The organism is Okeania sp. SIO1H4, from assembly GCF_010672695.1.
Lineage (GTDB): Bacteria > Cyanobacteriota > Cyanobacteriia > Cyanobacteriales > Microcoleaceae > Okeania > Okeania hirsuta.
In genome coordinates this window covers 699,524-725,441 of sequence record NZ_JAAHGB010000006.1, presented here as the reverse complement: position 1 = coordinate 725,441, position 25,918 = coordinate 699,524, and the positions used below count along the sequence as shown (strand labels likewise).

Below are 25,918 nucleotides of genomic sequence, written 5' to 3'. Positions count from 1 at the left end.
AAAATTAAATCAATTCATCTAAACTTTAAAATCTATAAATGCTAGTTCCTCTAACTCGTAAAACATTTGAGCAACTAATTCCAACTGTAGCTACGAGCGACCAATATAAATATTATTGGGGAAAATTCTCTGATGTGTTGAAACGAGCTTTAATTTCTGCTGTTGCAGTTTTGACCATTGTTTTAATTAACGTATTTGCTCATAACGATGGAGACCCTTTATTTTTACTAATTGGTATCACAGCAGGTCTTTATTGGTTTTGGGGACCTGTTTTATTAGCTAGTCTTCGCAATATGGAATGTAGACGATACCCATACAGTGGTCTATGGCAAGGACGAGTTTTAGATGTATATATTACAGAAGAAGTTGTTGGTGAAGAAGAAACAGTTAATAAGAAAGGGGAACTAATGATCGTAGAAAATTTAGAGCAACGAATCAATTTAGAAGTAGGTGATAAAACAGGATTTGTAACTGAAATTCAGGCTCCACTGCGTCGCCATCATCAAGGGGTTTCTAGAGGTCAGGTAGCTGTAATGTTAGTAATGTCTTATCAAGAAGATTTAGGAAAAATTGTGAAAAGTTCAGATGTTTATCTTCCTACTGTAAATCTCTGGGTTAGTGATTATCCATATCTTAGAAGAGATGCTTTTATTGAAGCAATTAATCAGGTACGCTCATCTCGTAGAAAAAGTAAGCAAGGTCAATCAAGTGATATGAGGTTTAGTTAAAATTCTACAATTTAGACTATAAACATATTTAACTTGATATTCTTATAGCTGATTAAAATTAGGTTATTTTCCTAACAAAACTTCGATCTGGCTTATTTATAAATAGTACAATTTCACGAAATATTCAATAAATAAATATTACTTAGTTTATACAGTAAAAATTTATAATTTGGCCTTAATGTTTTTGTCAATACATATTTCTAGAATCATAAAATTTATCTGATAGTCGGTATTATAAAGGTTATTCAACCATTAATAATTAACAATTACCTCTTCTTTTCAAGGAGAAGATTGACGTGGTAGGAAAAATTTTTTCTTGTTTCTCCTTTAAAGGGGAGGCTTTAAACCTTAATTATTCGGTAATTTATGATCTATATTTTTATTTTTAATCCCACATTCCACACTTCAATTTGTAACATGAAAATTAGTATAAAATCCGTAGCTTGCTTAGGTATTTATACTATATAAATTATCTTCATTTACCTTAATCGGAAGTCAAATTCTCAGTTAAATATTAAGCGCATAAATACTTACTGAATCCTTAACTCCTATTGACCACTATAATTTTCTTCTTACTTGTTATTTCTGATTTTTGACTTTTGACTTTTGACTTTTGGCTTTTGACTTGTTATAATAATTTATAATCAAATTCAGTAGTTCACTTACCTTGACCTTGTTGACCATAAGCTTGCCAAGCTAAGTCCACTAAACCATTAATAACAGCCACTGCTACCACAGCACTACCCTTACGACCATCAATTCTAATATGAGGAATCATCGAATCGTATAAACGTGACTTAGCTACATCCACCCCCACAAAACCAGAAGGAGTACCAATAACCAAAGCAGGTCTAATTTCCTCAGCTTCAATTAAGTCAACAATTGCACAGAGGGCAGTTTGAGCTTCACCTATAACGAAAATGCCCTCTGGATAACGTCGAGCTAAAGTTTCAATTCCCCAAGCTGCCGTAGTTTTTTCCTTCTGGGGTCTAGTTATAGCATCAATTGAACAATAAACAGGATTAACAAAGGTACTTTGAATTACTGGTGTAATACCCACCTGAACCATTGGCACATCTACGACAATAGTTGTACGAGCGGCTAAAGCAGCAGCTCCAGACTGTAAAGCATGGTCAGAGAAACTAATTAGAGACTTATATTCAAAATCTGCCGTAGCATATATTACCCGTCTCACAATTTCGTACTCCGCAGGAGAGAATGCGTGAGGGCCAATTTCTCTGTCAATAATTTTTAAGCTTTCGGCGTCTGTGATGTGCCATTCCATATTAAATTATTCCCCTGCCTGAAATAGTTAGTTAATATAAAGTTTCAAAAAAATGAAAATATTAGCAATTAATAATACTCTGGAAGGGAAAAATTTTCCAGAAATTTCCACGGGAGTAAATCTATACTTTATATGGCACTACAAGAATTGGTTAGGACATTTTTCAATCCTAAAATCCTTTTACAGTTTGCTATTCCCTATTCGCTCGTTCAATTACGGGCCATTGTTGGATATTATGATGCTGGATATGCGGAGTTATCGGGGACCAAATACGGAAAATCTCCAGACAAGTCGGAGTGAGGAAACGGAATTTCTGGGTAGTCAGCAAATAGAATGGTTGAAACAGCAGTTACTTAAGTCTAAGGCAACTTGGAAAGTTATTGGTAGTGATATGCCAGTTGGTTTGGTTGTACCGGATGGGGATACTGCTGCAGAAAATTTGGCTAATGGGGATGGGGTGCCATTGGGGAAAGAGTTGGAGATGGCGGAATTATTGCGGTTTATCAAAGGAAAGAATATTAAGAATGTGGTGTGGTTGACGGCGGATGTTCATTATGCTGCAGCTCATTATTACGATCCGAATTTGGCTCAATTTCAAGATTTTAAGCCATTCTGGGAATTTGTGAGTGGACCGTTAAATGCGGGAACTTTTGGTCCGAATAAATTAGATAATACTTTTGGTCCTGTGGCGAAGTATCAAAGTGTCAAGGTTGAGGATAAGGTGGTAAATTTTCCTCCGAGTCAGGGTTTACAATTTTTTGGCACGGTGAAAATTGATGGAAGTACGGAGGTTATGACTGTGAAGTTGATAAATATTGAGGGAAAGGTGGTTTATGAGGTTGATTTATTACCGGAATAAAAAAGTTAAAAATCTGTATTAGTTGACTGTTGAAGAACTAAAATTTATGATATAGCAGTAACAGTAATAAGTAGAGTTTTTCTAGATAAAAAAATTAAAAGAGAGGCAAATTGAATCAAGTATACCTTCAATTTTTACGGGATAAACTTCAAAGAAGGTTTGAGCAACTTAGCAATTCTAAACACCATAGTTTCCATAACTATCTAATTATGTTTTGGGATTTTATCCAATCCCCACCATTTAAAAGTATTCTTGAATATTTAGCTTATTTATATCCTGAACAAGAAACAAAAGCTAAAAGTCTTATTAAGAATGAGTTATCAGTGAGTAAATCCTGGAGTCAAACGTATAAGCAGCATTATAGTTTAACTTATTTTCTAATTAAAAAATGTGTTGAATTTGAGGATGATAGAAGGACTCTTTATATTGGCGAAATTTACTACAAATATGAGCTTTCCAAGCCCTCAGATAATACATCTGTGATTAATGCTTTTATCTCAAATGTTGTTAGACCAGTATACGAATATATTGATGAATCTTTAGAAGAAAACATAGTAATTTCATATTTTCTAGTTCGTTATAAACATCGTTCTGAATGTTTCCAAAGAAAAAACTTAGAGAACCTCTATAAAGAAGACACTAAAAAAGGAGAGAAAAATCTTTGTTTAAATTTGTACGAATATTTATTTGAGCAAGGAATAGAGTTTTCAATAGAACCCTGGTCAATTTCTGGAAAAGCTGACTTAGTATTAGCTCAAAGTTCCGATCATCCTTTAATAGCTGATGCGAAAATATTTGATGGAGATAGCAGAAATATATCTTATTTGTTGAAAGGTTTCAGACAAATTTATCAATATACTCTTGATTACAATCATCAACCTTTTGGCTATTTGATAATATTCAAAATATGTGAAGGAGATTTAAAGTTTGAGGTGGCTCAAAATAATCAATTAGTACCTTGTGTAGTTCACAATAACAAGACAATCTTCTTTTTGACAATTGATATTTATCCACATGAAAAAAGCGCTTCTGAGAGAGGAAAACTTAAATCTTATATTATTAAAGAATCAGATTTAATTCAAGGCATGGAAACTGAGGAAAAGTAATAATAAATACTATTATATAGGAGTGATTTTTGACTGTTTTGAGTGAGCGATCGCCTCTTTATCACTTTTAAATTTTCTCTAAGTTTCAGTAGATATCTATAAATAAAAAAAGACTAGCTCCATTAACTTCTGAATTCTAAATTATGAATTCTAAATTCTAAATTATTGTAGCGATCGCCTCTTTATCGCTTTTATCTAAATTTCAGGAGACATCTATATAATAAAAAACCAGCTCAATTAACTTATAAATTCTCAATTCCCAATTCTAAATTCTGAATTCTCAATTCCCAATTCTAAATTCTGAATTCTAAATTCTACATTCCAAGTTTCCCTTATTTAAAGTCCAACATTTATCTGCTATGGGTAAAAGGTCACTAGCATCATGGGTGACAACCAATAAACTCCAATGATTTTTCAATTTAGCCAATAAATTTACAAGTTGTTTTCGCATTGACCAATCTAATCCTGCAGTTGGTTCGTCTAACATTAATAGATGAGGTTGCCTAATTAGTTGTACTGCTAAAGCGAGGCGACGTTGCTGACCTCCACTTAAAGCATGAGGTGATGTACTTAATAATAGGTCCTGAAGTCCTACTTCTTCCAGAGCAGAAGATATTTGTTCTGGCCGTATCTCTGGATGGCCTAATCGTAATTCTTCGAGAATAGTAGCACCGCAAAAATGTCTCTCTGGAAATTGAAATACTAAACCACCGAGTTGTTGTAGGTGTTCGGAGGTTAATTTTTGGTCTCGCCAGCAAATTTCTCCTTTGGAACATTCAGCTAAACCAGCTAATATTTCTAGTAATGTAGTTTTGCCGGAACCGCTACGACCGATAATTAGTCCCATTTGTTGAGGTGCTAGCTCCAGATTTATATTTTTGAGAATAGGGGTGGTACTAGCTGCTGGATGATAGTGTAGGTTTTTGAGATATAGCATTTATATATTTTAACGGTAATTAGGAACTAAATTCATCTATCAATTCCCCTAAAATCGAGTCTCTTTCATCTTCTGGTATTTTGTACATTATTTCTCTCAAACGTTCAAGAGAAGCATTTTTAGTAAACCAATCATCTGGTTCTAAATCAAAAAGGTATTTTAGACGTTTTCCAATGGCTTCTCTATCTGATTTGTCTAGTTGTCCAATTCGCTCTTTCCATTTTCCTTCTGAGTTCTTAAAGTGATTAGCATCAATAGTACATATCTGATGAACAAGAGCAAAAGATTGTTTGTCTAGACAATTTTTAGTGGTTGGGTTAATTGGATAAGTTGTTGGTAGACCTTTATATGTCTCTTGAGAAGTTAAAGGAATAGCATTAAAAGTTTCTATATACCCAGACTCATCTGAAAATTTGTTACTTGTCAAAACAATATAGGGATGTTCACCTCTTAAAACTCTGCTAGGATTAACTTTCTGTGTGCAAGATGAGTGCTGGCATTCAACATAATCTAGAGGTTCTATATTATATAAATAAGCATGGTTTGATTTGCAAGTCAAATAAACTTTTTGGGGATTAATAAAATAAATCCAACCTTTTCTAGGTTTTTGGTTTTTTTGTTCAACCACTCTAAACCCCTAACTCCTCATTTAGCTTTTCTCTTTCTTTTTGCAAGTTAAGTTTAACTTTTTCTTCGGGTTTATGAGTACCTTTCACCGCTACCATTGGAGCAGTTTCATAAACATATTTTAGTAATTGATCGAGTTTATCTGAACCTGCCCATTCTCTCCTAATATTATCTAGTATTAACATTAGACTTTTAGGTAACTTTAAATCCTCTGTTTTTCCTGCTTCAGCACCAGGTTTAATAAATTTTACCTGTCCTTCTGATTCTTGACAAATCTCTTTACTATTCATGCGCTCTAGAGCCATATCTATATCTTCGTGCCACGGGCCGTGGTTATAAAAATACCAATCTAATTTAGTTAGTTGTTTTCCTGTCCACTTTACGGAGTAAAGATCCGCAAGATATAAGAACTTAACTAGCTGTGTTTTTGTAATATGTCCTTTTGTTTCATAAACAAAATACTTGATGAGTTTTTCTAGCATTGTTTTTATCTATTCTATAATATTTTAAGTTTAAAAAAGTTTCAGATGATTATGCTTAATCTATTTATTATCCTTGATTTTGCTGAAAAGGTCAACATTAAACCCATATCATAATTAAAAGGTTAAAATATGACCAAAAATTTTAATTTAACTTCTACTTACTTATAATATAAGTTAAGGTCTAACACAAAAAATTACAAAGTCTACAAAAAAATTTTAGTCTCAAAATAATTTATGCTAAAAATATTATTTAATTGGTGTCAAAAAAAATCAGTATTGAAACAAATTTCAGTTTTTTATAGCGCAACTTTCATCGGTTTAAATCTATTAGTAAATCCAGCAATTGGAGACCCATTTCGCAAAAAAAATCCTATTGAAATAGGAGAAAAAACTGAAGCAGCTTTTAAAGCGATGTTTGAGGAAGGAGATTATAAACAAGCAAAAGATTATCTTAAAATAGCTGAATCAGAAGAGATAAGTGAGCCACTTGTTTATGCAATGATATCTTCCTTACATTACTTAGATGAAAATTGGGAATCGTTAAAATTGTATGCCCAGAAAACTACTGAAGTAGCAGAAAATTTAATTACAATTAATCCAGTTCGCGGTAATATTTATGCTGCAACTGGTCAATTTTTAGAAGGTGCTTATATTATATCTACTGAAGGTACATTAAAAGGCGCTCCAAAAGCTCTGGAGAAACTTCGGAAAGCCTTGAGTCATTTTGAAACAGCAGAGAGAATAAATTCATCAGATCCAGAGTTAAATTTGCTCAAAGGATATATGGATTTAATGTTGGCTGTTAATTTACCATTTTCTGACCCGGAAAAGGCAATAAAAACATTGCAAGATAAAGCTTATCCTCATCATTTAGCTTATCGAGGAGTGGCAGTAGCTTATCGAGATTTAGACAAGCTTGAAAAAGCTTTGGAATATGTGGATAAAGTTTTGTTAGAAGTTCCAGATAATCCTGAAGTACATTATCTAAAAGCACAAATTCTAGTTGCTCAAGCTAGAGATAAAGATAATGATTTATCAATGAGAAAAAAAGCTAGGGAAAACTTTGATATGGCTTTGGAAAATTCAGATAAAATGCCAAGACGTTTGGTAGCACAAGTATTTTTTGAACAGTGTAAAAATATTAATAATATAGATGATGGTAAACGACCTTGTGACCCAATGCGAGATGCTATTAGGGATGGTTTAGGTACATGGGGACCAACAGAATTACCACTGCTTTAAAGTAGCATTTAGCAATTAGTAATCAGCACTCAGCAGTAGTGGAGCATTCCGGTACGGAAACGCTAAAAGCTAGTTAAATTGTTAATTCAAAAGTATAAATTTTCAACTAAATTATATTTTTTTCTATAACAATTCTTGGGGTAGTGGTGGATAAAATATCTGGGAATGAGAGAACAGATGTAAGGATTCATAGTTTTTTTATCCTGGTAATTTTTGATTATTTATACCCAGATTACTATATTGATAAATCGTTATAATTACTCTAAATAAAATCAGGTATGACAAACATTTATGGAAATACAATTTCGCGAATTTAATCCTTTTGATGTGTGGATTTGGTTAGAGTTTAGCACTGTTCCTTCAACGGCAGAAAAGCATTACATAGAGGAACTATTTGATTCCTGGTTTTTATTAGGAAAACTGGGTGGCTTTAATGCAGAAAATCTACAGGTTCAAGATGCAGGAATAGAGGTTAGTTATATGGAATATAGTCAGGAAGTTGCAGGTCAAAGTATGATGGCTGTTATGCACAATATGGGAGAAGTAGAATATCAAGGATTTTGGGGTCGTTGTTGGTTTGATTTGGGAACTAGCGATGCTTTAGCAATAGATATTTTGACTAACAGTTTTCAACGATTAAGTGAGGAGTTTGTCAAAATAGAAAAACTTATTATTGGGGGGCAAAATGAGGATTGGCCTGTGCCAGAAAATAACTATGAAATGGGTTTTTCTGATGATAATTGATTGTCAGTAGGTAGGCGTTAAAATTTATCGCTAGAGGAAGGCAGCAGGCAGAAGGGAAAAGGCTTATAAACTACTTTACTTTTTGTTACATACTTAATTTTTTTTGTGCCTACCTACTTAATTTATTTTTTTTCTATATTGTAAAAATTAAACCTGATTAAGCTTTTTTTACTGACAAAAAAATTAGGTTTCAACCTTCCCCTTTTAAGGGGATAAAAAGCGGTCGATATTCGGAGCTGGATGGCGTTACGGAGCGGCTCTGTCAAGAGCGGGTTTCCTCGCCATATCCAATCGACCAAGAGAAAGAAAATTCAGTATTTCAAGCCCCCTAATGAAGTAGGAGGTACTGTTAAATGTTAACGGCTAACTGATAACTGAATTGACTTGTATTTCCCAATTAACTTTGATATTTATGTGAGAAAATTATGAGTAAGAAGAATCAAATAAGGGTCTTAGCTTTGGGTTTAATTAGAGATGACGATCACTTGTTTATTTCTCAAGGTTATGACTCTATAAAACAGGAAAGTTTCTATCGAGTTATGGGTGGGGGCGTTGATTTTGGAGAGTATAGTCGTGATGCTTTACAGAGAGAGTTTCAAGAGGAGATTGAAGCTGAGTTGACTAATATTAAATATTTGGGATGTATGGAAAATATTTTTATGTTTAATGGAGAGGAAAGACATGAGTTAATTCAATTATATAAATGTGATTTTGCTGACCCAAAGTTTTATCAAATAGAGGAGTTAACTTTTTGGGAGAAGGAACGAAAAAAAACGGCACTTTGGGTTTCGATAGATAGATTTAAGTCTGGAGAATTGAAAATAGTTCCAGAAAATTTTTTAGAATACTGTGATTAGGAGAATAATTAAAATGGAGATTAATATTCCAGATGTCGTGGCAGAGGTAACAGGAGGATTTGAGCAATATGAAGTTGCTTTGATTAGTAATAATGTGAATGTTTTAGCCCACATTCCGTACTTCAACATGTAGTATAAAAATCAGGAAGACCGAGTCAGGAAGACCGAGTCAGGAGAAAAAAATAGTGGTTAATAGGAGTAAATAATTAAGTATTTATACTTAATATTTTCCTGAGAATTTGACTTTGAGAAAGGTCAATGAATAGGATCTATATAGTATAAATACTGATCGATCCTCCGATTTTTATACTACTTTTAATGTTACAATTTGACGTGCGGAATGCGAGTTTTAGATGAATTATTTTGGCATATTCCCCAGACTATGCGTTATGGAGTAAATGAAAATCTCTATGGATATGAGGCAGTATCAGCTTTTAGAAAAGCGCGTGGAAAAGTTAATTTAGAGTGAGTATTAATGAATACTGTTATTACAACTTATGGTCAAGATTTTGCCACAGCAAATACTGAATTTCAGCGTCAAAAAACTGGAAAAATGGGTAGGCAAAGTCAAACTTGGATGTGTACTTCTGTTGGTTGGCGAGTTGTGAGTGCTCATGTTTCTTTCTTATCAGGAAGGGAGAAGGAAGAAGGAAGGAAGGAGGAAGGAGGAAGAAATAAAGGGGAAAAATTAGTTGAGATCAGTAGCTTTTAGAAGATGAATCAAAATTTACAAGATAAAAAAACTTTTCAACAAAATAATAAATCTCAAAATTATACTGAATTAAGTCAAGTAAAAAATGATTATTCAGAGTTATGGAAATATGAACAAGATGATGTTGATACTATTAATAAGTTAGCTGAGATTTATTATAATCAGGGAAATTTTACTGAAGCGATCGCTGTTTGTCAGAAAGTATTAAAAGAACAAGCAAATTTTGCTCCAGTCTACAAAACTTTGGGAAACATCCTACAAGCACAAAATAAAATAGATGCTGCTCTTCGTGCTTATTCATTGGCAATAAAAATCAATCCAAATTTTATTGAAGCGATTGTCAATTTGGCGAGTATGTTTTATAAAAAAGGGCAAATTGATGCAGCAATGATTAATTATAGAAAAGCAATTAAAATGAAACCCGATCTAGCAGAAGCTTATTGGAATTTAGGCAAAGTTTTGGAGCAAGAGGGCAGATTTTACGAAGCATTTTTTTTTCAAGAAAAAGCTTTAGAACTTCAGCCTAGTTTAGTTAATAATACTCAAAATAATCATCAAGATAGTCATTTTCAAAAGTGGAATAATATAGAGAGTTAAATCAGTTATCAGTTATCAGCAATTAATAATTAAAAATTACTGCTAGGCTTAAGATAGGGTAGTTCGGCAGTAATTTTTTATCTATAGCAATATGAAATGATTCGTCAAAAAAAACTGTTGAAGAAGGAGACAGGAGACAGGAGACAGGAGACAGGAGGAAAATCACATGGGGATTCTAACCCCAAGTAATTTTGAACACCGTGTAGACGGTGGGGTATTAAACCCACAAAGAAAATGATGAAATTTTACAACCTATTTAGAATTACTATATCTCAATTTCTCATTTGCTTCAACCTTTTTTCTTTCTTCCTTCTTCCTTCCTTAGTCAGAAAAAAGTAGTTTTGCGAAATTACTTTAACTCTTAGTTCCTTATTTCCTTTTTCCTTCTTACTTCTTCCTTATTTTTATGAAATCAGAAGAACAACAGCATCCCCAATATCATAAAGATAGACTAATAGTTAACACCCTATTAGCAGAAAAAGATACTGCCTATAACTTAGCAGAATTAGCAAGACTAAAAATTCGTTATCGAGGTTTTCCTGGGGCAAAAGATATTCAGGAAGACTTAGAGAAAGTATTAGTAAAGTGGGAACTAACTGAAGAAAAGCTCTATGAAAAAACTCGTGAAATTCATCGCAAAGGTCAGGTTTATAAAAAACACAATAACGACCAAGAAGATTGGTTTTAGAAATTTTTTATAATTATTTAATAGAGTGGTTAAATAAGGTAATAAGCAGTAGGTCTGGTTAGCAATGGAAGTAGAGGTTCGTGAGATTATTGCTGTTTATATGGACTCACGGGATTGAGAAGTAACTAGGCATTTGTAGCAGTCCTTACCTGCTGTAGATTGTCAATTTGCCTTTCGCTCCGCGACATTAAACGTGTAAATAATGTGTAGTCCGTTACTGTGGATCGCTACATTTATATAGTTTTTGCAGATAATATCAAATCCGGTTAATTGCACATAAAAAAATTCTCCAATCGTCATAACTACGCTTATCTTTGTAATTCTCTTTCCTCCTGACTCCTGACTCCTGACTCCTGACTCCTCCTGAGTTAACCATTCTATAACTGTTTAACCGGACTTGATATAATTTGGCATTCCACTATACCTAAAGTATAATTAATATGAAATACGAAAAATTATGCTACAAATAAAGCATCAGATAAAGCTTCTAAAATCAAGTCCCATCCGGTCACAGATATAATAGTTTTTGGGGTTAATTCTAGTAAGATTTTAGATAATCGCTTTCTGAAAATATCGAGATTTTCAAACAGTTCCCACTTGAATTTTTTTTGAATTTCTTTCCACAATCTTTCAATGGGATTGACTTGTGGAGTGTAAGGAGGTTGAAATAAGGAGTGTAAGGAGGTTGAAATAAAAGGATGACATTATTGGGAATTAGACGATCCATCTATAATGCCGTAATCTGCAAGTCTTACCTGTGAATAGTCTTGGATAGATTCGATTGCTTTTGTTACTAAATCACCAGTAGGTTCGAGAGAAGGTTTTGCTCCAATTGTGTTGAATGAAGTAGTTAGATGTCATATAAATTTCCATGTCATATCCTCTCTAATGATGATTATTTGCAACCTGATTTTTAGCTAATTCATCCTCAATAAACTCAGAAGTTTTACTTCCAACTTTTGGTTGTTTATCTACGTTCTGAAATTATAGTAGTTTAACTTAAAAATGAGACGTTTTTTCGTCTGAAACTCCCTCATAGCAAGAAAGCTTTGTCTCAATCTAAAGTTAAATGACTATAGTGTTGATATGATTCAGGTATTTCATAATGCCAAAAATTACAATAGCATATTTTGGACATCCAAATTGAAAATTTAGACCGCTTAGGTATAAATCAATACAGTTCAGTTAAGGATTTTTTTTGGCAGTTCTGTAATCTCAAGAGCTACTCTAATAGTTCCATACCTTATGAGTTTTATCCCTATTCCCTACTCCCTATTTCCTACTGCCTAAAATTTAATGATTATCTGTTTCATTTTTTACAATAAACATGAAACTTTTGGCTTTCATGGATACTAACAAAACTAAATCCAGCTTGTTCCATAATTTCTTCTTTTTTCCATTGCTTAATGTAATTCAAATTAAGTTTTTGTTGAGCTAATATTTCCCCATCTTTCTTAAAGAAATAACTTTTCTCAATGGATTCAATTTCATCATTTTCCCCAATTTTTTCTATCTCCTGAGAATAAACAATTCCTGTGGGGAGATTTTTTTGATAATTTTTATGTTCTCCCTGAATACTCAACAGTAATAACCCTTCTTGACACAGGTGTTTAGCAACATTAATTAATCCCTTAATATCCTCATCAATATCCTTAGTATGATTTCTTAAGTCAGTCCGATCACCTCGTTGACTTATTACCCAAACTCCTCTACTAGAAACAGCGATATCAAAAGTTTCTTGGAGGTTCATATCATAGATATCTGCCTCTAGCAACTTTCCCCATCCTCCTAATCTCTTTCTGGCAATTTCGAGCATTGATAAGGTAATATCTACTCCTGTAAATTCAGCTTCGGGAGCAAGTGGCAATAATTTTTCAGCAAATAATCCTGTTCCTACACCTAATTCAAGTATTTTTTTATGACCATCTTTCATCAAAGAATAGACTGCATTAGCCATTCCTTGATAATCATAATAGCCTTGGGTCATCAAAAGATCATAATAATCAGTAAAACTATCGTAATAATCGGTGATATTAATATATTGACTCATAGTTAATTTTGCAGGAGTCAAGTGCAGTCCCTAATAAATAATTTGAATTTTAGTAACTATAACCATGATGATTTGATTGAAAAATCCGTATCAATAAATCAGCTATTTCTTTTCTCAATTTGATGCAACTTAACAGGGAATTTGTATCAGACTTAATTTGGATACAATTATTTGATTATCTGTTTCACTTTTTATCCCCTTAAAAGGCTATGCTTTATCAACATATTTACTTAACATAAAACTTGACAAAATAGACAAGTTATATTCAAGCCTTTAAAAGGTTTTTTTCAGAGAAAAAGTGTATTCAAAGGTATATTTGTTTTGATAACTTAAGTAGCTTTTCCTATCTATTATGATTCTTTCTCCCTTCTCCCCTGCTCTCCACAAGGTTTTCAGGAGTTCCTTATAAGGGATAGCTTAAAAGGGGAGGCTTTAGACCAGGATTTTTCGGTCAAAAGAATATCGTTGATTAGTAAATGCACAAATAATTTTATCCATCTACTTAGCACAATAATTTGATTGAAAAAAATCATCAATTTCCTGCAAATTTTTGATAATCTTCTAGTAACCAATGAGGCAATTTAGTTATATCTTCGATTCGTAATTGTTCAGAACGACAATATAACATTGCTGCTAATAAATAATTTATAGCTTTCGGCGCTTCTATTCCTTGAGAAAGTTGAGCAGCTAACTGTCGTAAAAATTCTTGTTCGCTTTCTATTAAAGATTCATTTTGAATTTTGCTATTGAGTAATGCTTGATAACCTTTACCCATTTCACCCAAGTAAAAAGTTTCTAGTTTTTGCACTTCTAAATTTATCCAAAAATCAGCCATTTGTTTTCTGATTTGACGCAACTCTTGAACTACAGATTTATCAGATGGATCGATATAGTAAAGATTCACACTTCCCAATAATTGATTGATAAATTTTTGCTGTGAAATGTCTAAATTATTTGTTTGATTTGCTGTTAAAACTACATTTTTTTCTGGTCTAACTTCAGCAGTTGTGACTGAAGAATTTTCTGGTAGATGAGGCGATTTAGATTTAAAAGCTTTTTCCAACTTCTGTGCAACTTCTCGACTTTCAAATATCTGTTTATAATCTTCTATCAACCACTGAGGTAAACGATTTTTAGCATCTCTGACTAACATCTTGCTTGGAGGAAAATATAACATTGCTCCTAAAAGTGTATTAACAGCTTTTGGATTAGTTAAACCCATACTTGTCTCAGCTAATTCTTTGAGAAATTTTTGTTCGTCTTCAGTCTGGGGTTCGTTTTGAATTCCACTTTTTAATAAAGCTTGATATGCTTGTCTAATTTTGCCTTGATAAGTAGTTTCTAATTCTTTGGGAGCTACAGCTAACCAAAAATCAGCTATTTGTTTACGAATTTGACGTAATTCTTCTATTAAAGATTGGTCAGTAGGATCGATTTCGTAGAGATTCACACAACCAATCAAACGATTGATAAATTCAGAAGTTAAAGAATTTTTATCTGTAGATTCTATAGTTTTTGGCGCGTGAATATTTTGCCATTCTTGGAATAATTCTTGAAATAATTTACCTATCTGTGTAGAGTAACTAAGACTGTCTAAAAATGAAGGGTTTTGCTCAATTTTTTCCAGAATTTCTTGCCGCTTTTGTTGACGTAACTGAGGATTAGTTGCTAGTTTCACTACTAAATTAATATAACTCTCTTCCCCATCAGCAATAAGATCGTCCATCTTTATCTCTCTCAGTAATGCTGATGCTTGTCGAAACCTTAAAGCATTTCCTTCAACAACTACTGGTGGAACTCCGACCATGAGTGGATCGACCAGAGAGGTTGCACCACCGTAAGGGAAAGAGTCTAAATAAATATCCGCTAATTTCAAACATTCTTTGATATCTGCTTGACTTGGTAATGCTTTAATTACGACCAAGCGCTTACTGTCGATACCATGACGTTTCAAAACAGACCGCATCTGTTTGATAAAAGGGGCAAATCGATAAGAATTAGTCCAGTTAGGATTAAAAGGATACAAGACTAAAATGGAATTGGGCACTTTTGCTAGGATTTTGGCCCAAGTATCCCGCATCTCCGGTATAATTTTGTAGAAATTAGCCCCAGAAATAAATATGGTGGTTTGGTCGGTTGCCCCCCAACTAGAGCGAATTGGTTTTACTCCTGAGGGAGGGTCGGCGATCGCGTATCGGAAACATAGTCCGGAACCTTCTAGGTTGGCCAGTTTTTCTGTGTAATGTTCTTGGGTTGTATCTGTTGGTGCAGTAATTTTACCGGAGATATAGTAGTCTATGGAGTGCATCCCGGTGGTAGTGGGAGAATTGATGGATGTAATTTGTATTCTGGCCAGTTTGTGTATTGCCAGCAAGGTAGAATTTTTGATAGTAGCAGTAATATTAGAGCCAATAAATAGAATATCAAGGTCGTCGTTGCGAATAATTTGTGCTTGATTTTTCAATTCTTCTGGTAGTTGTAGAAATTTATCTGCGTGAGTTTGGCAATATTTTTCTAAGGGATGTGCGTTAGATTTTACTGCATAAAGAAATACCTCGAATTTACTCCGGTCTAAATACTCGAATACTGGTAGTAAGGAATATGTTTCTGTTTGGGGAGAGTAATGATCTTTGAGAATTCCCAAGCGAATTTTTTTGCGGTTAAATGGGCGGTCGTTCATCTTATAATCTAACTCTAACCCACGATTTTTTAGAGCAAATTCGATAATTTCTGCACGCTTGATGTAGAGATTTTTTAAATTGGGCGTAGTAGTAAAATATAGAGGAATCCAATTAGAATTTTGCACAAAAAACCAGGCGATCGCTTGCCATAATTCTGAGTCTGGATTAGTGGATATATTATTATGTACATAATTCAACCATCCTACTAGAAAATGATGATAATTATCCGTTTCTCCTATTTCTTGAAAAACTTGAGGAGAGGCAAACATAAATTTTAAATAGTCTGTAGCAAACCAGCTAGGAATGGGAGCTTTTTCGTATTTAATTCCTAGTCGATCTGCTCTTTGATAAAGCATTCCTGCCAATAAATATTGAATGGCTAAAGGTTGGTTAAATCCTTTGGCAATATTAGCTTTTATTTTGTCTACAAATATTTGTTCTATTTCAGTTAAAGTTTCGTCTTTAATACCACTTGCTAATAATGCTTTATGTGCTTGACCAAATTCTCCCAAGTAAACATTTTTGAGTTCTTCCGAAGTTTGAATATTCAGCCATAATTCTGCAATTTTTTTTCTGATTTCTTGCAATCTAACTAATACTGATTCATCCAACTGGTTTTGCTGATAAAGCTGAATATTTTGATTTATTTCTGTCAGAGATGGTAATAAATTAGTTTCAACAGTAGGAACAACTTTTTGTTGTTCTATTGACTGAAGTTTTGGAGAATTGACTGACTGATTTGGTGTCTTAATTAAATCTGTTTCCCCACTGACCAAAACAGAGATAAGTAAATTAACTACAGAAGGAGATTGACTACATTTAAGACCTTCACGAATCTGAGCGATCGCTCCATTAGTATTTCCTCCTTTCAACATAGAAGCAGCCATTTTTATTGCTTCAATTGCATAATGTTCCCTAGCTTGATTAGATAAATTTTCAGCCATTTTTATTGGTAAATAAGTTTGAGTAATTTCTATAGCTTTCCGAGCATTTTCTATATTACCGCCAGACTGCATTAAGCGGGAAGTTTCCGAAGAGGAATGTAAACGGAAACAAGCCAAAATTTCCGGTTCAAACCAAATAGGATAAAAAGCAGTTATTCGCTTCCAAATTTCCCAATCAGCCGCCGAATCTGCCTGGGAACAAAAACCTCCTAAATTTTCATAAACCTTACGTTTTACTACCATCCCCACTACCTGAATTCGTTGTTCAATAGTAATTTTTTCTAAGAAATTTTCTATAATACCTGGAGTTTTTCTTTCCAACACAGACAAATACTTTTTCTGGTCATTTTCATCTATATAATAGTGGCGACAAAATGCTGCTCCTACTGTTGTATTTTGTTCAATTCCACGACGTAATTTTTCATAAAAACCAGGCAAGACAAAATCATCATCATGGAGTAGATGAATCCAATATCCTTTTGCTCTTTGTAGACAAATATTAAAAATCGGAGCTTGACCAATATCTTGTGGAAAATGTCGATAAAAATTAACTCTTTCTCCCCCTACCTTTCGGACAATTGCTTCTATTTCAGCTTGAATTTTATGGTCTGGACAATCATTTACGACTTCTATCTGCATTTCTTCTAGAGCAGGAGCTTGTTGCAATACACTTTTGAGAGTTTGCTCTAAATATTTGACCTTTTTATAAGTAGGAATCATCACAGACCAAAACGGTCGATGGTTATTATCTGGCAATGGATTAATTTCTGGATATTCAATACCCATTTGATTATTTTTGAGAGTAGCTATTTGAGGAATTTTTTCTACACCAACTTCTGCTTTTTGTTCTCGCCTTACCGTTGCCCAAATCCAAGGTTTAGCAGATTTTAAAGAAACTAAATTAAACCCCGCTGCCATTAATAAATCTTTTAATTTTTCTTCAGTATAAGCATTGCCAGAAAAATAATATTGTTGATCTTTTGCCCCTTCCTCATCAAAATTTCCTAAACTTTCAGCGCTGTGGTCATGTACTTTAATTCTCAAATATCCTCCCGGTTTCAAAACCCGAAATATTTCTCGGAAATAACTTTTGACAATAGAAATAGAACGGATGTGCTGAAAAACTATCGTCGAAAAAACAAAGTCGTAATTTTCATCAGCTAACTGTTGCAAATCATCGCCATTATTAATATATAGCTCTCCATTTTGTTTCCCATCAGCTAAATATTGTCGGGCAAACTGAATCATATTTTCCGAAATATCTACACCATCTACCCGTGCAAATTTTTCTCGCAAATACTTAATAAGATGACCAACACCACAACCGATTTCTAATACTTTCCACTCTGGTTTAACAGGGATACCTTCCAGAATTTGTGGCACCCAAATTTCCATTAACTCTTTCCTAACTTGCTTTTTTTCTTCTGGGGAAACTGTATCTGTTCCTTTGTAAGCTAACACTCGCTCAAACATAGCTTCATCTAAAGAATTAACCTTCCTAAAATAGCGTTGTATTTCTAACTGCCCGTGATTTATTTGAAATTGAGTTTTGTCTAAATTTTTCTGCTCTTCTATAGTAGATAATTTATTGACTTTAATCTGATTAAAAGTCTGGATAAATACATCAGTCATAATCTTAGCCATTTGAGACCAAGAAAACTTTTGAGCTTGTGCTAAACCAGCAGTTATTAATTGTTGCCGAACTTCTGATTTTTGCACTTCACCCAAAGCATTTACCAATCCATTAACATCATTATCATTAATATATAAAGCTGATCTTCCTGCCACTTCTGGAATTGAAGCATTTTTACAAGTAATAACTGGACAACCACAAGCCATTGCTTCTAAAATAGGCAGTCCAAAACCTTCATATTTTGATGGATAAACTAAAGCGATCGCTCCAGAGTAAGCCGATTTTAATTCTTGGTCACTCAGTTGTAATAAATTAATTTTACTACCGGAAATATATTTGCTTAATTCTGGCTCTACTTTTCTATTTCCCCCTATACAAACAATCTCAAATTCTGCGGATTTTTTGAATTTAGCAAAAGCTTGAAAGAATAACATAGTATTTTTATAACCTAGCCAACCTATTCTCTCACCTACTATCAAAAAGTATGGTCGATTAATCTGATATTTTTGTTTAAAATTAGCAACTTTTTGAGGAGTAGCTCTAGAAAATTTAGGTTCAATTCCACAATGAGCAACCTTGACAGAATTGGCAGATATTTGAGGAAAATATTTTACTAAATCACGAGCTGTATTTTCTGAAATTGAAATATAAGAAATTGCCTGTTTAATACTACGATGTTTTTCTTGCCATGAAGGGTTATCAAGATTTTTAGCTAAAACTTCTGGAATCATATCATAAGCCATAAATATAGATGGCGTTAAGATAGGTGTTGTGTAATAAGTAGAAATGAAAATATCAGCATTTTCTTCATCACATATTTGCTGCAAAATTTGACGGTCTGCATCTATTCTGCCGTAATTATATCCAGGGATAACACGATATTTTATGCCGGGAATTTTAGGTGCAGTTTTTGCTCTGTCAAGCACTAAAATATTTTTAGCAAAACTATCTTTTGACCATACTTCCAACAAAGACTTCCAGACACGGGCAATACCTGTATTATTTATTTGGAAAAATACACCATCAATAAGAACCTTGAAATCTAATAGCTGCCAATTTTTCGATTTTCTTTCGGCAATATTTTCAGAGTCTAACTCAGTTAACTGCTGCTGATTTTTTAGTTTCTTTTCTGTCACTTTTTCATAGTCTACCTCAGTTAAAGATTCTTTCCTTTTCTCAGGTTTATATCTACCTATCCTAAATATGCTGTGAAACTCGGAATTTGATAAACTTTTCTCTGTTAATAAGTGCAGAGATTCTCCATCCGAACATAAATTAAGTTTAAACTTTTGAGCAATTACAGATAATGCTTTTTTGTTAAATATAGAAATGTGTTGACCTTCTTCCAGAGCATAATACCACCAATCATTAGGACGAGGATTATCAGGTGGCAATAGCTTTGTACTAAATAAAATATTTCTAGTTTGTTGCAGTATCTTCTCAATTTCTGCCAGAGGATTTATGAAATGTTCAAATACTTCAAAAGCTGTGACTATTTCATATTTTTGTTCCCTATTTATTTCTCCTTCCCATCCTTGATAAAAAATATTTTGGCAATATTTATCATATCCATAAAAATCTAATCCTAAGTCACGCATCATCCGGACAAATAAACCATACCCACACCCATAATCTAGGAATTTATCATTGGCATTAAAGAAGTTGAGAATTAAATTTTCTGTAATCAAAGAAAAATTTTGATTTCTAGAAACCAAACCCACATCACTACTAGCAATTGCCTCTGTATAAGCTTCCCCTAACCAGTAAGGATTTTCCGTTTGTACAAAACCACAATTAGAACATTGAAAATAGTCAACATTATATTTATTTAAAACCTTAGCATTATCAAATTTGTGAGATATTGAACCACAAACTTTGCAATGAACATTTTGAATTTGTAAACCACCACTAAACATTGTTTTTTCTGTAAAATTGTCTGCTGGAATATTACGAATAATAGAGGGAGGATGAGTCAGAGGAAAAATCATTTCCTCCACAGACATATTGGCAAACTTATTAATACTTGAAGTGTGAGTAGCACCTTGACCAAAACCAATATTAGAAACTAAATTAACCTTGGGTAAAATAGTTAAACCATGATAATTCCAACAGGCAAATGTCCAAGCATAAGCCCAAGAATTAAACCCTTGATAATTCTTCTGAAAAATCTCCGACCAATATTGAACTGCCCTACTATTTTGTAGAATATTTTCTAACCACTTACTACCTCTAAGCTTCGACCATAATTGCATTTGATTATCATAATTTTTCCATGCTCTTCGCCAAGTTGCCCAACCCCAACAATGGGGATAGCGAGAGAAATAATAACTAGACTCTATTGGATTATTACCAAACTGAAAATTATCTCCAGATATAGCCATAATCCTCTCATCATTTCGATATCTTTCTAATAACTCTTCACAAAACCTAAAAAAAGTTAAATGAGGTACACAGTCATCCTCCAAAATAATTGCTGATTCTACCAAACTAAAAACCCAATTTAATCCATTATAAATACGCTCTCTACAACCTAAATTTTTCTCAGAATAATTAGTCAAAACTTCACAATTCCAATCAACCTGATCGATTATCTTTCTTGCTGCCATACACCTCTCAACTTCTCCATATCTATCGAGGCGAGGAGCATCAGCTATTACAAATAATTGAAGAGGCTTTACTTTACGAATTGCCTCAAATACTTTTGCCGTTGTATCTGGTCGATTAAATATAATTAAGACTACAGGAGTTGTTAATTTAAATTGAGTCATTTTTAGTTTAATAGGAAAGAGGCAAGAAGGAAGAAGGAAGAGGCAAGAAGGAAGAAGGAAGAAGGAAGAAAGTAGATAAGTCTACAGATAAATAAATTTAAACTAAAGATTTGTTTAAGAAGGAGAAAGTCATTTCAGTTATCAGTTATCAGTACCTCTGTAATCAGGAGGCTTTAAATACGAAATTCTCTTTTTTTTTCCTTAAAAGAGGAGGCTTTAGACCAAGATTTTTCGGTAATAAAGTTGATAGCTGATACCTGAGTGCTGAATCCTGAGAAACTTTTAATTCTGGAAAATATTTCCATGATTTTTTCTCCTTTCAAAGTAATAAAAGCTGATAGCTGACTGCTGAGTGCTAAATGCTTACTAAAGTAATAAAAGTTGATAGCTGATACCTGAGTGCTGAATCCTGAGAAACTTTTAATTCTGGAAAATATTTCCATGATTTTTTTCTCCTTTCAAAGTAATAAAAACTGATAGCTGAATGCTGAGTGCTAAATGCTTATCAGGTAAGAAAGCTGATAGCTGAGTGCTGAGTACTGAATGCTGAGAAACTTTTAATTCTGGGAAATATCTCAATTACTTTTTCCTCCTTTAAAGGTAATAAAGCTGAATCCTCACCGCTGAATGCTTAACCAATGGATAATTGATAATTATTTTGCTTGGGAATCTTTGTACAAAAAGTGAAAACTTTTATATTTTTATTATCTAAAAGAAATAGTTGATCTAGAAGGTTTAAAAATTAAATTCATTATCCATTATCCATTATCCATTATCCATTAATGAAGTCGCTTTATATAAAATATCTTGATGAGACCTTTCCGGTAAAGTCTGATTTATAGAATTAGATAATACTGTAACAGGTTCATATAATGGTCTTAAAAAAGAATCAATTGCTTTTCTATCTCCATAACGTACTTCTATCAACATAAACTTTGGTTGGTATTTATCAAAATCAATACCTTGCAACACATCTAATTCAAAACCTTCAACATCCAACGAAAACAAATCTATATTTTCAACTCCATACTTATCAAGAATTGCAGTTAGTGTCCTTACTCGTACATTAATTTCATAACTATGATTAATATTTTGAACTTGACAACCCGCTTTTAAATGAACCTTTTTTTCTTCCTCTGACTTCATAGCTCCATCAACAAAAGACATAAGATTACAATAGTACATTTTTATATAATCCTGACCATAATTAAAAGGAACCAAAGCATAATTTTCTACCGCTGACTTAGAGCGATTAATTCTACATTTTTCTGCTAACTCTGGTATTGCTTCTATCAAAACACCTTGCCAATTTTTGTACTTCTCAAAATATAAAGTATTACTTTGACTTATCCCATCATTCGCCCCAGCTTCAATAAAAAATCCATTTTCCCAAGTTAAGTAAGAAGCAAGTTTAAGATCTAGCTGATTCAAAGCATAAGATTTTCTCATTAAATCTGGTTTTATTTCTAATGCCTTTTGCTGATAAATCTTAGCCTCAAATAATCTACCTTGTTGCTGTAAAATATCACCAATACTCCAATATATACCTGCCGATTTTGGTTCAAGTGTAATAACTTCTTGATAGTAAGCGATCGCCTGTTATAGCTGACCTTTTTGGGAATAAATTTTGCCTAGTTTTGCATAAACTATTGCCAAGTTTGGTTGTAATTTTATTGCTTTGTTATAAGAACGAATAGATTTTTCAATTTGACCTTTAGAATAATAAAAATCCCCTAATCCCTGATAAGCTTCAGCAGCATAAGGTTGATTTTTAATAGCTTCGTAATAAGCCAAAATCTGATGATTTTGACTGTCTAGATTTTTATTTTTTCTTTTAGCTCTTGCTTCACCTTGACCCAAAGAAATACCCAAGCAAGACTGCTTTTGACTAGGTAATTTTAAATCCGATAAAAAATCATCACTTTGAAAAAAAATAGAAGTACAGCTTTTATATCTTTGACTAGGTACTAAACCATAAAAATCAATACGTTTAAATCCTTGATGATGAAGCAAAATTACTCCCCTATCATTTTCCTCTCTATCCGAATTATCAAATACTATCCAGCCATTTTTAGATAATTTTTCACCACATATTTCAGCACATTTAACTCGCTCAATTCCATCAATAATAATCACATCAAAATCACCATTCTCATAATTCTGAATTTCCTCAACATATCTTTGCCTATCTTCCCTCAAAACTAGCTTCACATTTTGAGGAATATAAGTTGAAACATTGACAAAATAATCAGGATTATGTTCTACAGAAACCACCTGCTTAACTCGGTCAGCGTACCAAAAAGTTGACTGTCCGCTCCCATATTCAAATACTCGAAAATCACTCTTTAACTTATCCTCAATAAATTCAATAGCAGGATAAGAATACCAAGGAAGAGGATGATAATTATAATCTATAGATTTTCCTTCTTTTAATGAATTGAGCCATCCTGAAGTTTCTAGATAGTTCAAATTAGTCATATTATTTGAGCATTAGTATTTGATATGATGATAATCGGACATTGCATAATTGCGGTAAGCATTTTCTACGGAATGCTACGCATTCAGCCGTCAGCTATCAGCTATCGCTTTTAATTTAAGATAAAAGCTTTATTAACATTAAACTTGACAAAATAGACAAGTTATGTGTAAGTGTTCCAGAGGCTTTTTCCTCAATCATCTAGAGTTCTCATATTGAAAAGTACATTCTTTTGAGAACTTAAGTTAAGTAATATTGCCAAAAATCTATACTCTTTCCCCCTTTTCCCCTGCTCCCCACAAGCTTTCCTTCCTTATAACCCACATTCCGCACTTCAATTTGTAACATGAAAATTAGTATAAAATCCGTAGCTTGCTTAGGTATTTATACTATAGAAGCCACCTTCATTTATCAGGAGTCAAATTATCAGTTAAATATAAAGCATAAATACTTATTGAATCATTGACTTCTATTGACCACCATAATTTACTTCTTATTTCTTACTTTTGACTTTTGATTTTTGACTTTTGACTTTAATCTACTGTGATATTATATTAGAAATCAGTTAACATAAGTTAATATACCTGGATCAAAAAATAGTCCCAATAGTATAAAAAGATAAGAAGGAGCAACCCCAGTGAATAATAAAAGGTGGAGAAATGCTGGCCTATATGCCCTATTAGCAATAGTAGTCATCGCCTTAGCAACAGCATTCTTCGATCAACAACCCCAAACCAGCGAAACCTGGAAATATAGTCAATTTATTCAGCAGGTAGAAACCAAAAACGTAGACAGAGTAAGCATCAGCGCCGACCGTACAGCAGCACGAGTCAAAGTCGCCGACGGTAGTATAGTCCGCGTTAACCTACCCAACGACCCAGACCTAATAAACATCCTCACCAAAAACAACGTAGACATTTCCGTACTCCCCCAAAGCGAAGAAGGTTTCTGGGTTAGAGCATTAAGTAGTTTATTCTTCCCCGTCCTATTATTAGTGGGACTATTTTTCCTACTACGTCGTGCCCAAAGTGGACCTGGTAGCCAAGCTATGAACTTTGGTAAATCCAAAGCAAGAGTCCAAATGGAACCCCAAACCCAAGTCACATTCGGCGATGTAGCAGGTATCGAACAAGCCAAACTAGAACTAACAGAAGTAGTAGACTTCCTCAAAAATGCTGATCGCTTCACAGCAGTAGGCGCAAAAATTCCCAAAGGAGTATTATTAGTAGGTCCTCCAGGAACAGGTAAAACCCTATTAGCAAAAGCTGTAGCTGGAGAAGCAGGAGTACCATTCTTCTCCATCTCCGGTTCTGAATTTGTAGAAATGTTTGTAGGTGTAGGTGCTTCCCGCGTCCGCGACCTATTTGAACAGGCAAAATCTAACGCTCCCTGTATCGTATTTATAGATGAAATTGATGCGGTGGGTCGTCAACGGGGTGCTGGTTTAGGTGGTGGTAATGATGAAAGAGAACAAACTCTCAACCAACTACTCACCGAAATGGATGGCTTTGAAGGTAATACAGGTATCATTATTATTGCGGCTACCAACCGTCCGGATGTTCTAGATGCTGCCCTACTCCGACCAGGTCGTTTTGACCGTCAAGTAGTAGTAGACCGTCCTGACTATGCAGGTCGTCTCGAAATTCTCAATGTTCATGCTCGTGGTAAGAGTCTCTCTAAAGATGTAGACCTAGAAAAAATTGCTCGTCGAACTCCTGGATTTACTGGAGCAGATTTGTCTAATCTATTAAATGAAGGAGCTATTCTGGCAGCTCGTCGTAACTTAACTGAAATCTCTATGGATGAAGTTAATGATGCTATTGACCGGGTATTAGCAGGTCCAGAAAAGAAAGACCGAGTAATGAGCGAGAAGCGCAAGGAGTTAGTAGCATATCACGAAGCTGGTCATGCTTTGGTCGGAGCGTTGATGCCTGATTATGACCCAGTACAGAAAATTAGTATTATTCCTCGCGGTCGTGCTGGTGGTTTGACTTGGTTTACTCCTAGCGAAGACCGGATGGACTCTGGTTTGTATTCTCGTGCTTATCTACAAAATCAGATGGCTGTAGCTTTGGGTGGTCGTCTGGCTGAGGAGATTATTTTTGGTGATGAAGAGGTGACTACTGGTGCTTCTAACGATTTACAGCAGGTTGCTAATGTGGCAAGGCAAATGGTGACTCGCTTTGGCATGAGCGATCGCCTTGGTCCAGTTGCTCTTGGTCGCCAGAATGGTAATATGTTCTTAGGTAGGGATATTATGGCGGAGCGTGATTTTTCTGAGGAAACTGCTGCTGCTATTGATGATGAGGTGCGCAATTTGGTAGAACAAGCTTATCGTCGGGCGAAGGAAGTATTAGTAAGTAACCGTCATATTTTGGATAAGTTAGCCGAGATGTTGGTTGATAAGGAGACTGTAGACTCTGATGAGTTACAGGAGTTGTTGGCAACTAATGATGTGAAGATGGCGGCTTTGATTTAGGGTTATAGCAGAAGGTAGAAGGT

The 25,918-nt window shown here is 33.9% G+C and carries 20 protein-coding genes and 2 pseudogenes; 11 read left to right on the top strand and 11 right to left on the bottom strand.

All coding sequences use genetic code 11. The features are described 5' to 3' along the window. The first annotated feature begins 38 nt into the window (after positions 1–38). Positions 39–728, top strand: a complete 690-nt coding sequence (locus F6K06_RS07345; protein ID WP_124144915.1) for a phosphate ABC transporter permease — start codon at positions 39–41, stop codon at positions 726–728. 658 nt (positions 729–1,386) lie between these two features. Here F6K06_RS07345 and F6K06_RS07340 read toward each other — a convergent pair. Next, positions 1,387–2,013: a precorrin-8X methylmutase gene (locus tag F6K06_RS07340; RefSeq protein ID WP_124144916.1), complete on the bottom strand. Its 627-nt coding sequence runs from the start codon at positions 2,011–2,013 to the stop codon at positions 1,387–1,389. 52 nt (positions 2,014–2,065) lie between these two features. On the opposite strand from F6K06_RS07340, the gene F6K06_RS07335 reads away from it, so the two are divergent. Next, positions 2,066–2,872: an alkaline phosphatase gene (locus F6K06_RS07335; RefSeq protein WP_124144917.1), complete on the top strand. Its 807-nt coding sequence runs from the start codon at positions 2,066–2,068 to the stop codon at positions 2,870–2,872. A gap of 110 nt (positions 2,873–2,982) precedes the next feature. Next, entirely contained in the window at positions 2,983–3,978 is a 996-nt protein-coding gene (locus F6K06_RS07330) for a hypothetical protein (RefSeq protein ID WP_124144918.1), read from the top strand. A 307-nt stretch (positions 3,979–4,285) separates the two neighbouring features. Here F6K06_RS07330 and F6K06_RS07325 read toward each other — a convergent pair whose 3' ends face one another. Genes F6K06_RS07325 through F6K06_RS07315 form a run of 3 tightly spaced genes read right to left on the bottom strand, consistent with a single transcriptional unit; the run spans position 4,286 to position 6,024 of the window. Next, complete coding sequence (locus F6K06_RS07325; protein WP_124144919.1) at positions 4,286–4,915, bottom strand: ABC transporter ATP-binding protein; 630 nt, start codon at positions 4,913–4,915, stop codon at positions 4,286–4,288. 19 nt (positions 4,916–4,934) lie between these two features. Beyond that, complete coding sequence (locus F6K06_RS07320; protein ID WP_124144920.1) at positions 4,935–5,543, bottom strand: type II toxin-antitoxin system PemK/MazF family toxin; 609 nt, start codon at positions 5,541–5,543, stop codon at positions 4,935–4,937. 1 nt (position 5,544) lies between these two features. Beyond that, positions 5,545–6,024, bottom strand: a complete 480-nt coding sequence (locus F6K06_RS07315) for a type II toxin-antitoxin system antitoxin SocA domain-containing protein (protein WP_124144921.1) — start codon at positions 6,022–6,024, stop codon at positions 5,545–5,547. Between the two features lie 276 nt (positions 6,025–6,300). On the opposite strand from F6K06_RS07315, the gene F6K06_RS07310 reads away from it, so the two are divergent. The 7 genes and pseudogenes from F6K06_RS07310 to F6K06_RS07280 all read left to right on the top strand — a co-directional run bounded on the left by F6K06_RS07310 (position 6,301) and on the right by F6K06_RS07280 (position 10,864). Continuing rightward, the gene (locus tag F6K06_RS07310) at positions 6,301–7,266 is read left to right on the top strand and encodes a Sll0314/Alr1548 family TPR repeat-containing protein (RefSeq protein WP_240038948.1); all 966 of its coding nucleotides are present in this window, start codon (positions 6,301–6,303) and stop codon (positions 7,264–7,266) included. 291 nt (positions 7,267–7,557) lie between these two features. Further along, the gene (locus F6K06_RS07305; RefSeq protein ID WP_124144923.1) at positions 7,558–8,010 is read left to right on the top strand and encodes a DUF3531 family protein; all 453 of its coding nucleotides are present in this window, start codon (positions 7,558–7,560) and stop codon (positions 8,008–8,010) included. Between the two features lie 425 nt (positions 8,011–8,435). After that, on the top strand, positions 8,436–8,867 hold the full coding sequence (locus F6K06_RS07300) for an NUDIX hydrolase (protein WP_124144924.1): 432 nt from the start codon (positions 8,436–8,438) through the stop codon (positions 8,865–8,867). Then, positions 8,860–9,000 (top strand): AtzH-like domain-containing protein, encoded by a 141-nt coding sequence (locus F6K06_RS07295; RefSeq protein WP_205127358.1) that lies wholly within the window; start codon positions 8,860–8,862, stop codon positions 8,998–9,000. Before F6K06_RS07300 ends, F6K06_RS07295 begins: the two co-directional genes overlap by 8 nt. A gap of 207 nt (positions 9,001–9,207) precedes the next feature. Next, positions 9,208–9,579: pseudogene (gene hpxZ / locus F6K06_RS07290) on the top strand (oxalurate catabolism protein HpxZ). Between the two features lie 3 nt (positions 9,580–9,582). After that, positions 9,583–10,176, top strand: a complete 594-nt coding sequence (locus F6K06_RS07285) for a tetratricopeptide repeat protein (protein WP_124144925.1) — start codon at positions 9,583–9,585, stop codon at positions 10,174–10,176. 406 nt (positions 10,177–10,582) lie between these two features. Beyond that, positions 10,583–10,864, top strand: coding sequence for a DUF3288 family protein (locus F6K06_RS07280; RefSeq protein ID WP_287238851.1), 282 nt, complete (start codon positions 10,583–10,585; stop codon positions 10,862–10,864). Between the two features lie 455 nt (positions 10,865–11,319). Here F6K06_RS07280 and F6K06_RS07275 read toward each other — a convergent pair whose 3' ends face one another. The 7 genes and pseudogenes from F6K06_RS07275 to F6K06_RS07250 form a co-directional block, all read right to left on the bottom strand. Further along, a complete protein-coding gene (locus F6K06_RS07275; protein ID WP_161564517.1) occupies positions 11,320–11,490 on the bottom strand; it encodes a hypothetical protein in 171 nt (56 codons plus the stop codon). 683 nt (positions 11,491–12,173) lie between these two features. After that, a complete protein-coding gene (locus F6K06_RS07270) occupies positions 12,174–12,914 on the bottom strand; it encodes a class I SAM-dependent methyltransferase (protein WP_287238847.1) in 741 nt (246 codons plus the stop codon). A 532-nt stretch (positions 12,915–13,446) separates the two neighbouring features. Then, entirely contained in the window at positions 13,447–20,940 is a 7,494-nt protein-coding gene (locus tag F6K06_RS07265; protein WP_287238846.1) for a methyltransferase domain-containing protein, read from the bottom strand. Positions 20,941–21,113: 173 nt separating this feature from the next. Further along, the gene (locus tag F6K06_RS07260) at positions 21,114–21,383 is read right to left on the bottom strand and encodes a hypothetical protein (protein WP_124144930.1); all 270 of its coding nucleotides are present in this window, start codon (positions 21,381–21,383) and stop codon (positions 21,114–21,116) included. Between the two features lie 322 nt (positions 21,384–21,705). Then, positions 21,706–22,389 (bottom strand): FkbM family methyltransferase, encoded by a 684-nt coding sequence (locus F6K06_RS07255; RefSeq protein WP_124144931.1) that lies wholly within the window; start codon positions 22,387–22,389, stop codon positions 21,706–21,708. Positions 22,390–22,404: 15 nt separating this feature from the next. Further along, positions 22,405–22,485 (bottom strand): annotated as a pseudogene (locus F6K06_RS33800) (hypothetical protein); the annotation flags it as partial. 54 nt (positions 22,486–22,539) lie between these two features. Further along, positions 22,540–23,418: a tetratricopeptide repeat protein gene (locus F6K06_RS07250; protein WP_124144932.1), complete on the bottom strand. Its 879-nt coding sequence runs from the start codon at positions 23,416–23,418 to the stop codon at positions 22,540–22,542. Positions 23,419–24,053: 635 nt separating this feature from the next. On the opposite strand from F6K06_RS07250, the gene ftsH3 reads away from it, so the two are divergent. After that, complete coding sequence (gene ftsH3, locus F6K06_RS07245) at positions 24,054–25,895, top strand: ATP-dependent zinc metalloprotease FtsH3 (protein ID WP_124144933.1); 1,842 nt, start codon at positions 24,054–24,056, stop codon at positions 25,893–25,895. Positions 25,896–25,918 lie beyond the last annotated feature (23 nt).

Bases quoted from the DNA above. Each gene is read 5' to 3' on its own strand.
- F6K06_RS07345 (WP_124144915.1), top strand. From the start codon at position 39: ATGCTAGTTCCTCTAACTCGTAAAACATTTGAGCAACTAATTCCAACT.
- F6K06_RS07340 (WP_124144916.1), bottom strand. From the start codon at position 2,013: ATGGAATGGCACATCACAGACGCCGAAAGCTTAAAAATTATTGACAGA.
- F6K06_RS07335 (WP_124144917.1), top strand. From the start codon at position 2,066: ATGAAAATATTAGCAATTAATAATACTCTGGAAGGGAAAAATTTTCCA.
- F6K06_RS07325 (WP_124144919.1), bottom strand. From the start codon at position 4,915: ATGCTATATCTCAAAAACCTACACTATCATCCAGCAGCTAGTACCACC.
- F6K06_RS07315 (WP_124144921.1), bottom strand. From the start codon at position 6,024: ATGCTAGAAAAACTCATCAAGTATTTTGTTTATGAAACAAAAGGACAT.
- F6K06_RS07305 (WP_124144923.1), top strand. From the start codon at position 7,558: ATGGAAATACAATTTCGCGAATTTAATCCTTTTGATGTGTGGATTTGG.
- F6K06_RS07300 (WP_124144924.1), top strand. From the start codon at position 8,436: ATGAGTAAGAAGAATCAAATAAGGGTCTTAGCTTTGGGTTTAATTAGA.
- F6K06_RS07285 (WP_124144925.1), top strand. From the start codon at position 9,583: ATGAATCAAAATTTACAAGATAAAAAAACTTTTCAACAAAATAATAAA.
- F6K06_RS07280 (WP_287238851.1), top strand. From the start codon at position 10,583: ATGAAATCAGAAGAACAACAGCATCCCCAATATCATAAAGATAGACTA.
- F6K06_RS07270 (WP_287238847.1), bottom strand. From the start codon at position 12,914: ATGAGTCAATATATTAATATCACCGATTATTACGATAGTTTTACTGAT.
- F6K06_RS07265 (WP_287238846.1), bottom strand. From the start codon at position 20,940: ATGACTCAATTTAAATTAACAACTCCTGTAGTCTTAATTATATTTAAT.
- F6K06_RS07260 (WP_124144930.1), bottom strand. From the start codon at position 21,383: ATGGAAATATTTTCCAGAATTAAAAGTTTCTCAGGATTCAGCACTCAG.
- F6K06_RS07255 (WP_124144931.1), bottom strand. From the start codon at position 22,389: ATGAGAAAATCTTATGCTTTGAATCAGCTAGATCTTAAACTTGCTTCT.
- F6K06_RS07250 (WP_124144932.1), bottom strand. From the start codon at position 23,418: ATGACTAATTTGAACTATCTAGAAACTTCAGGATGGCTCAATTCATTA.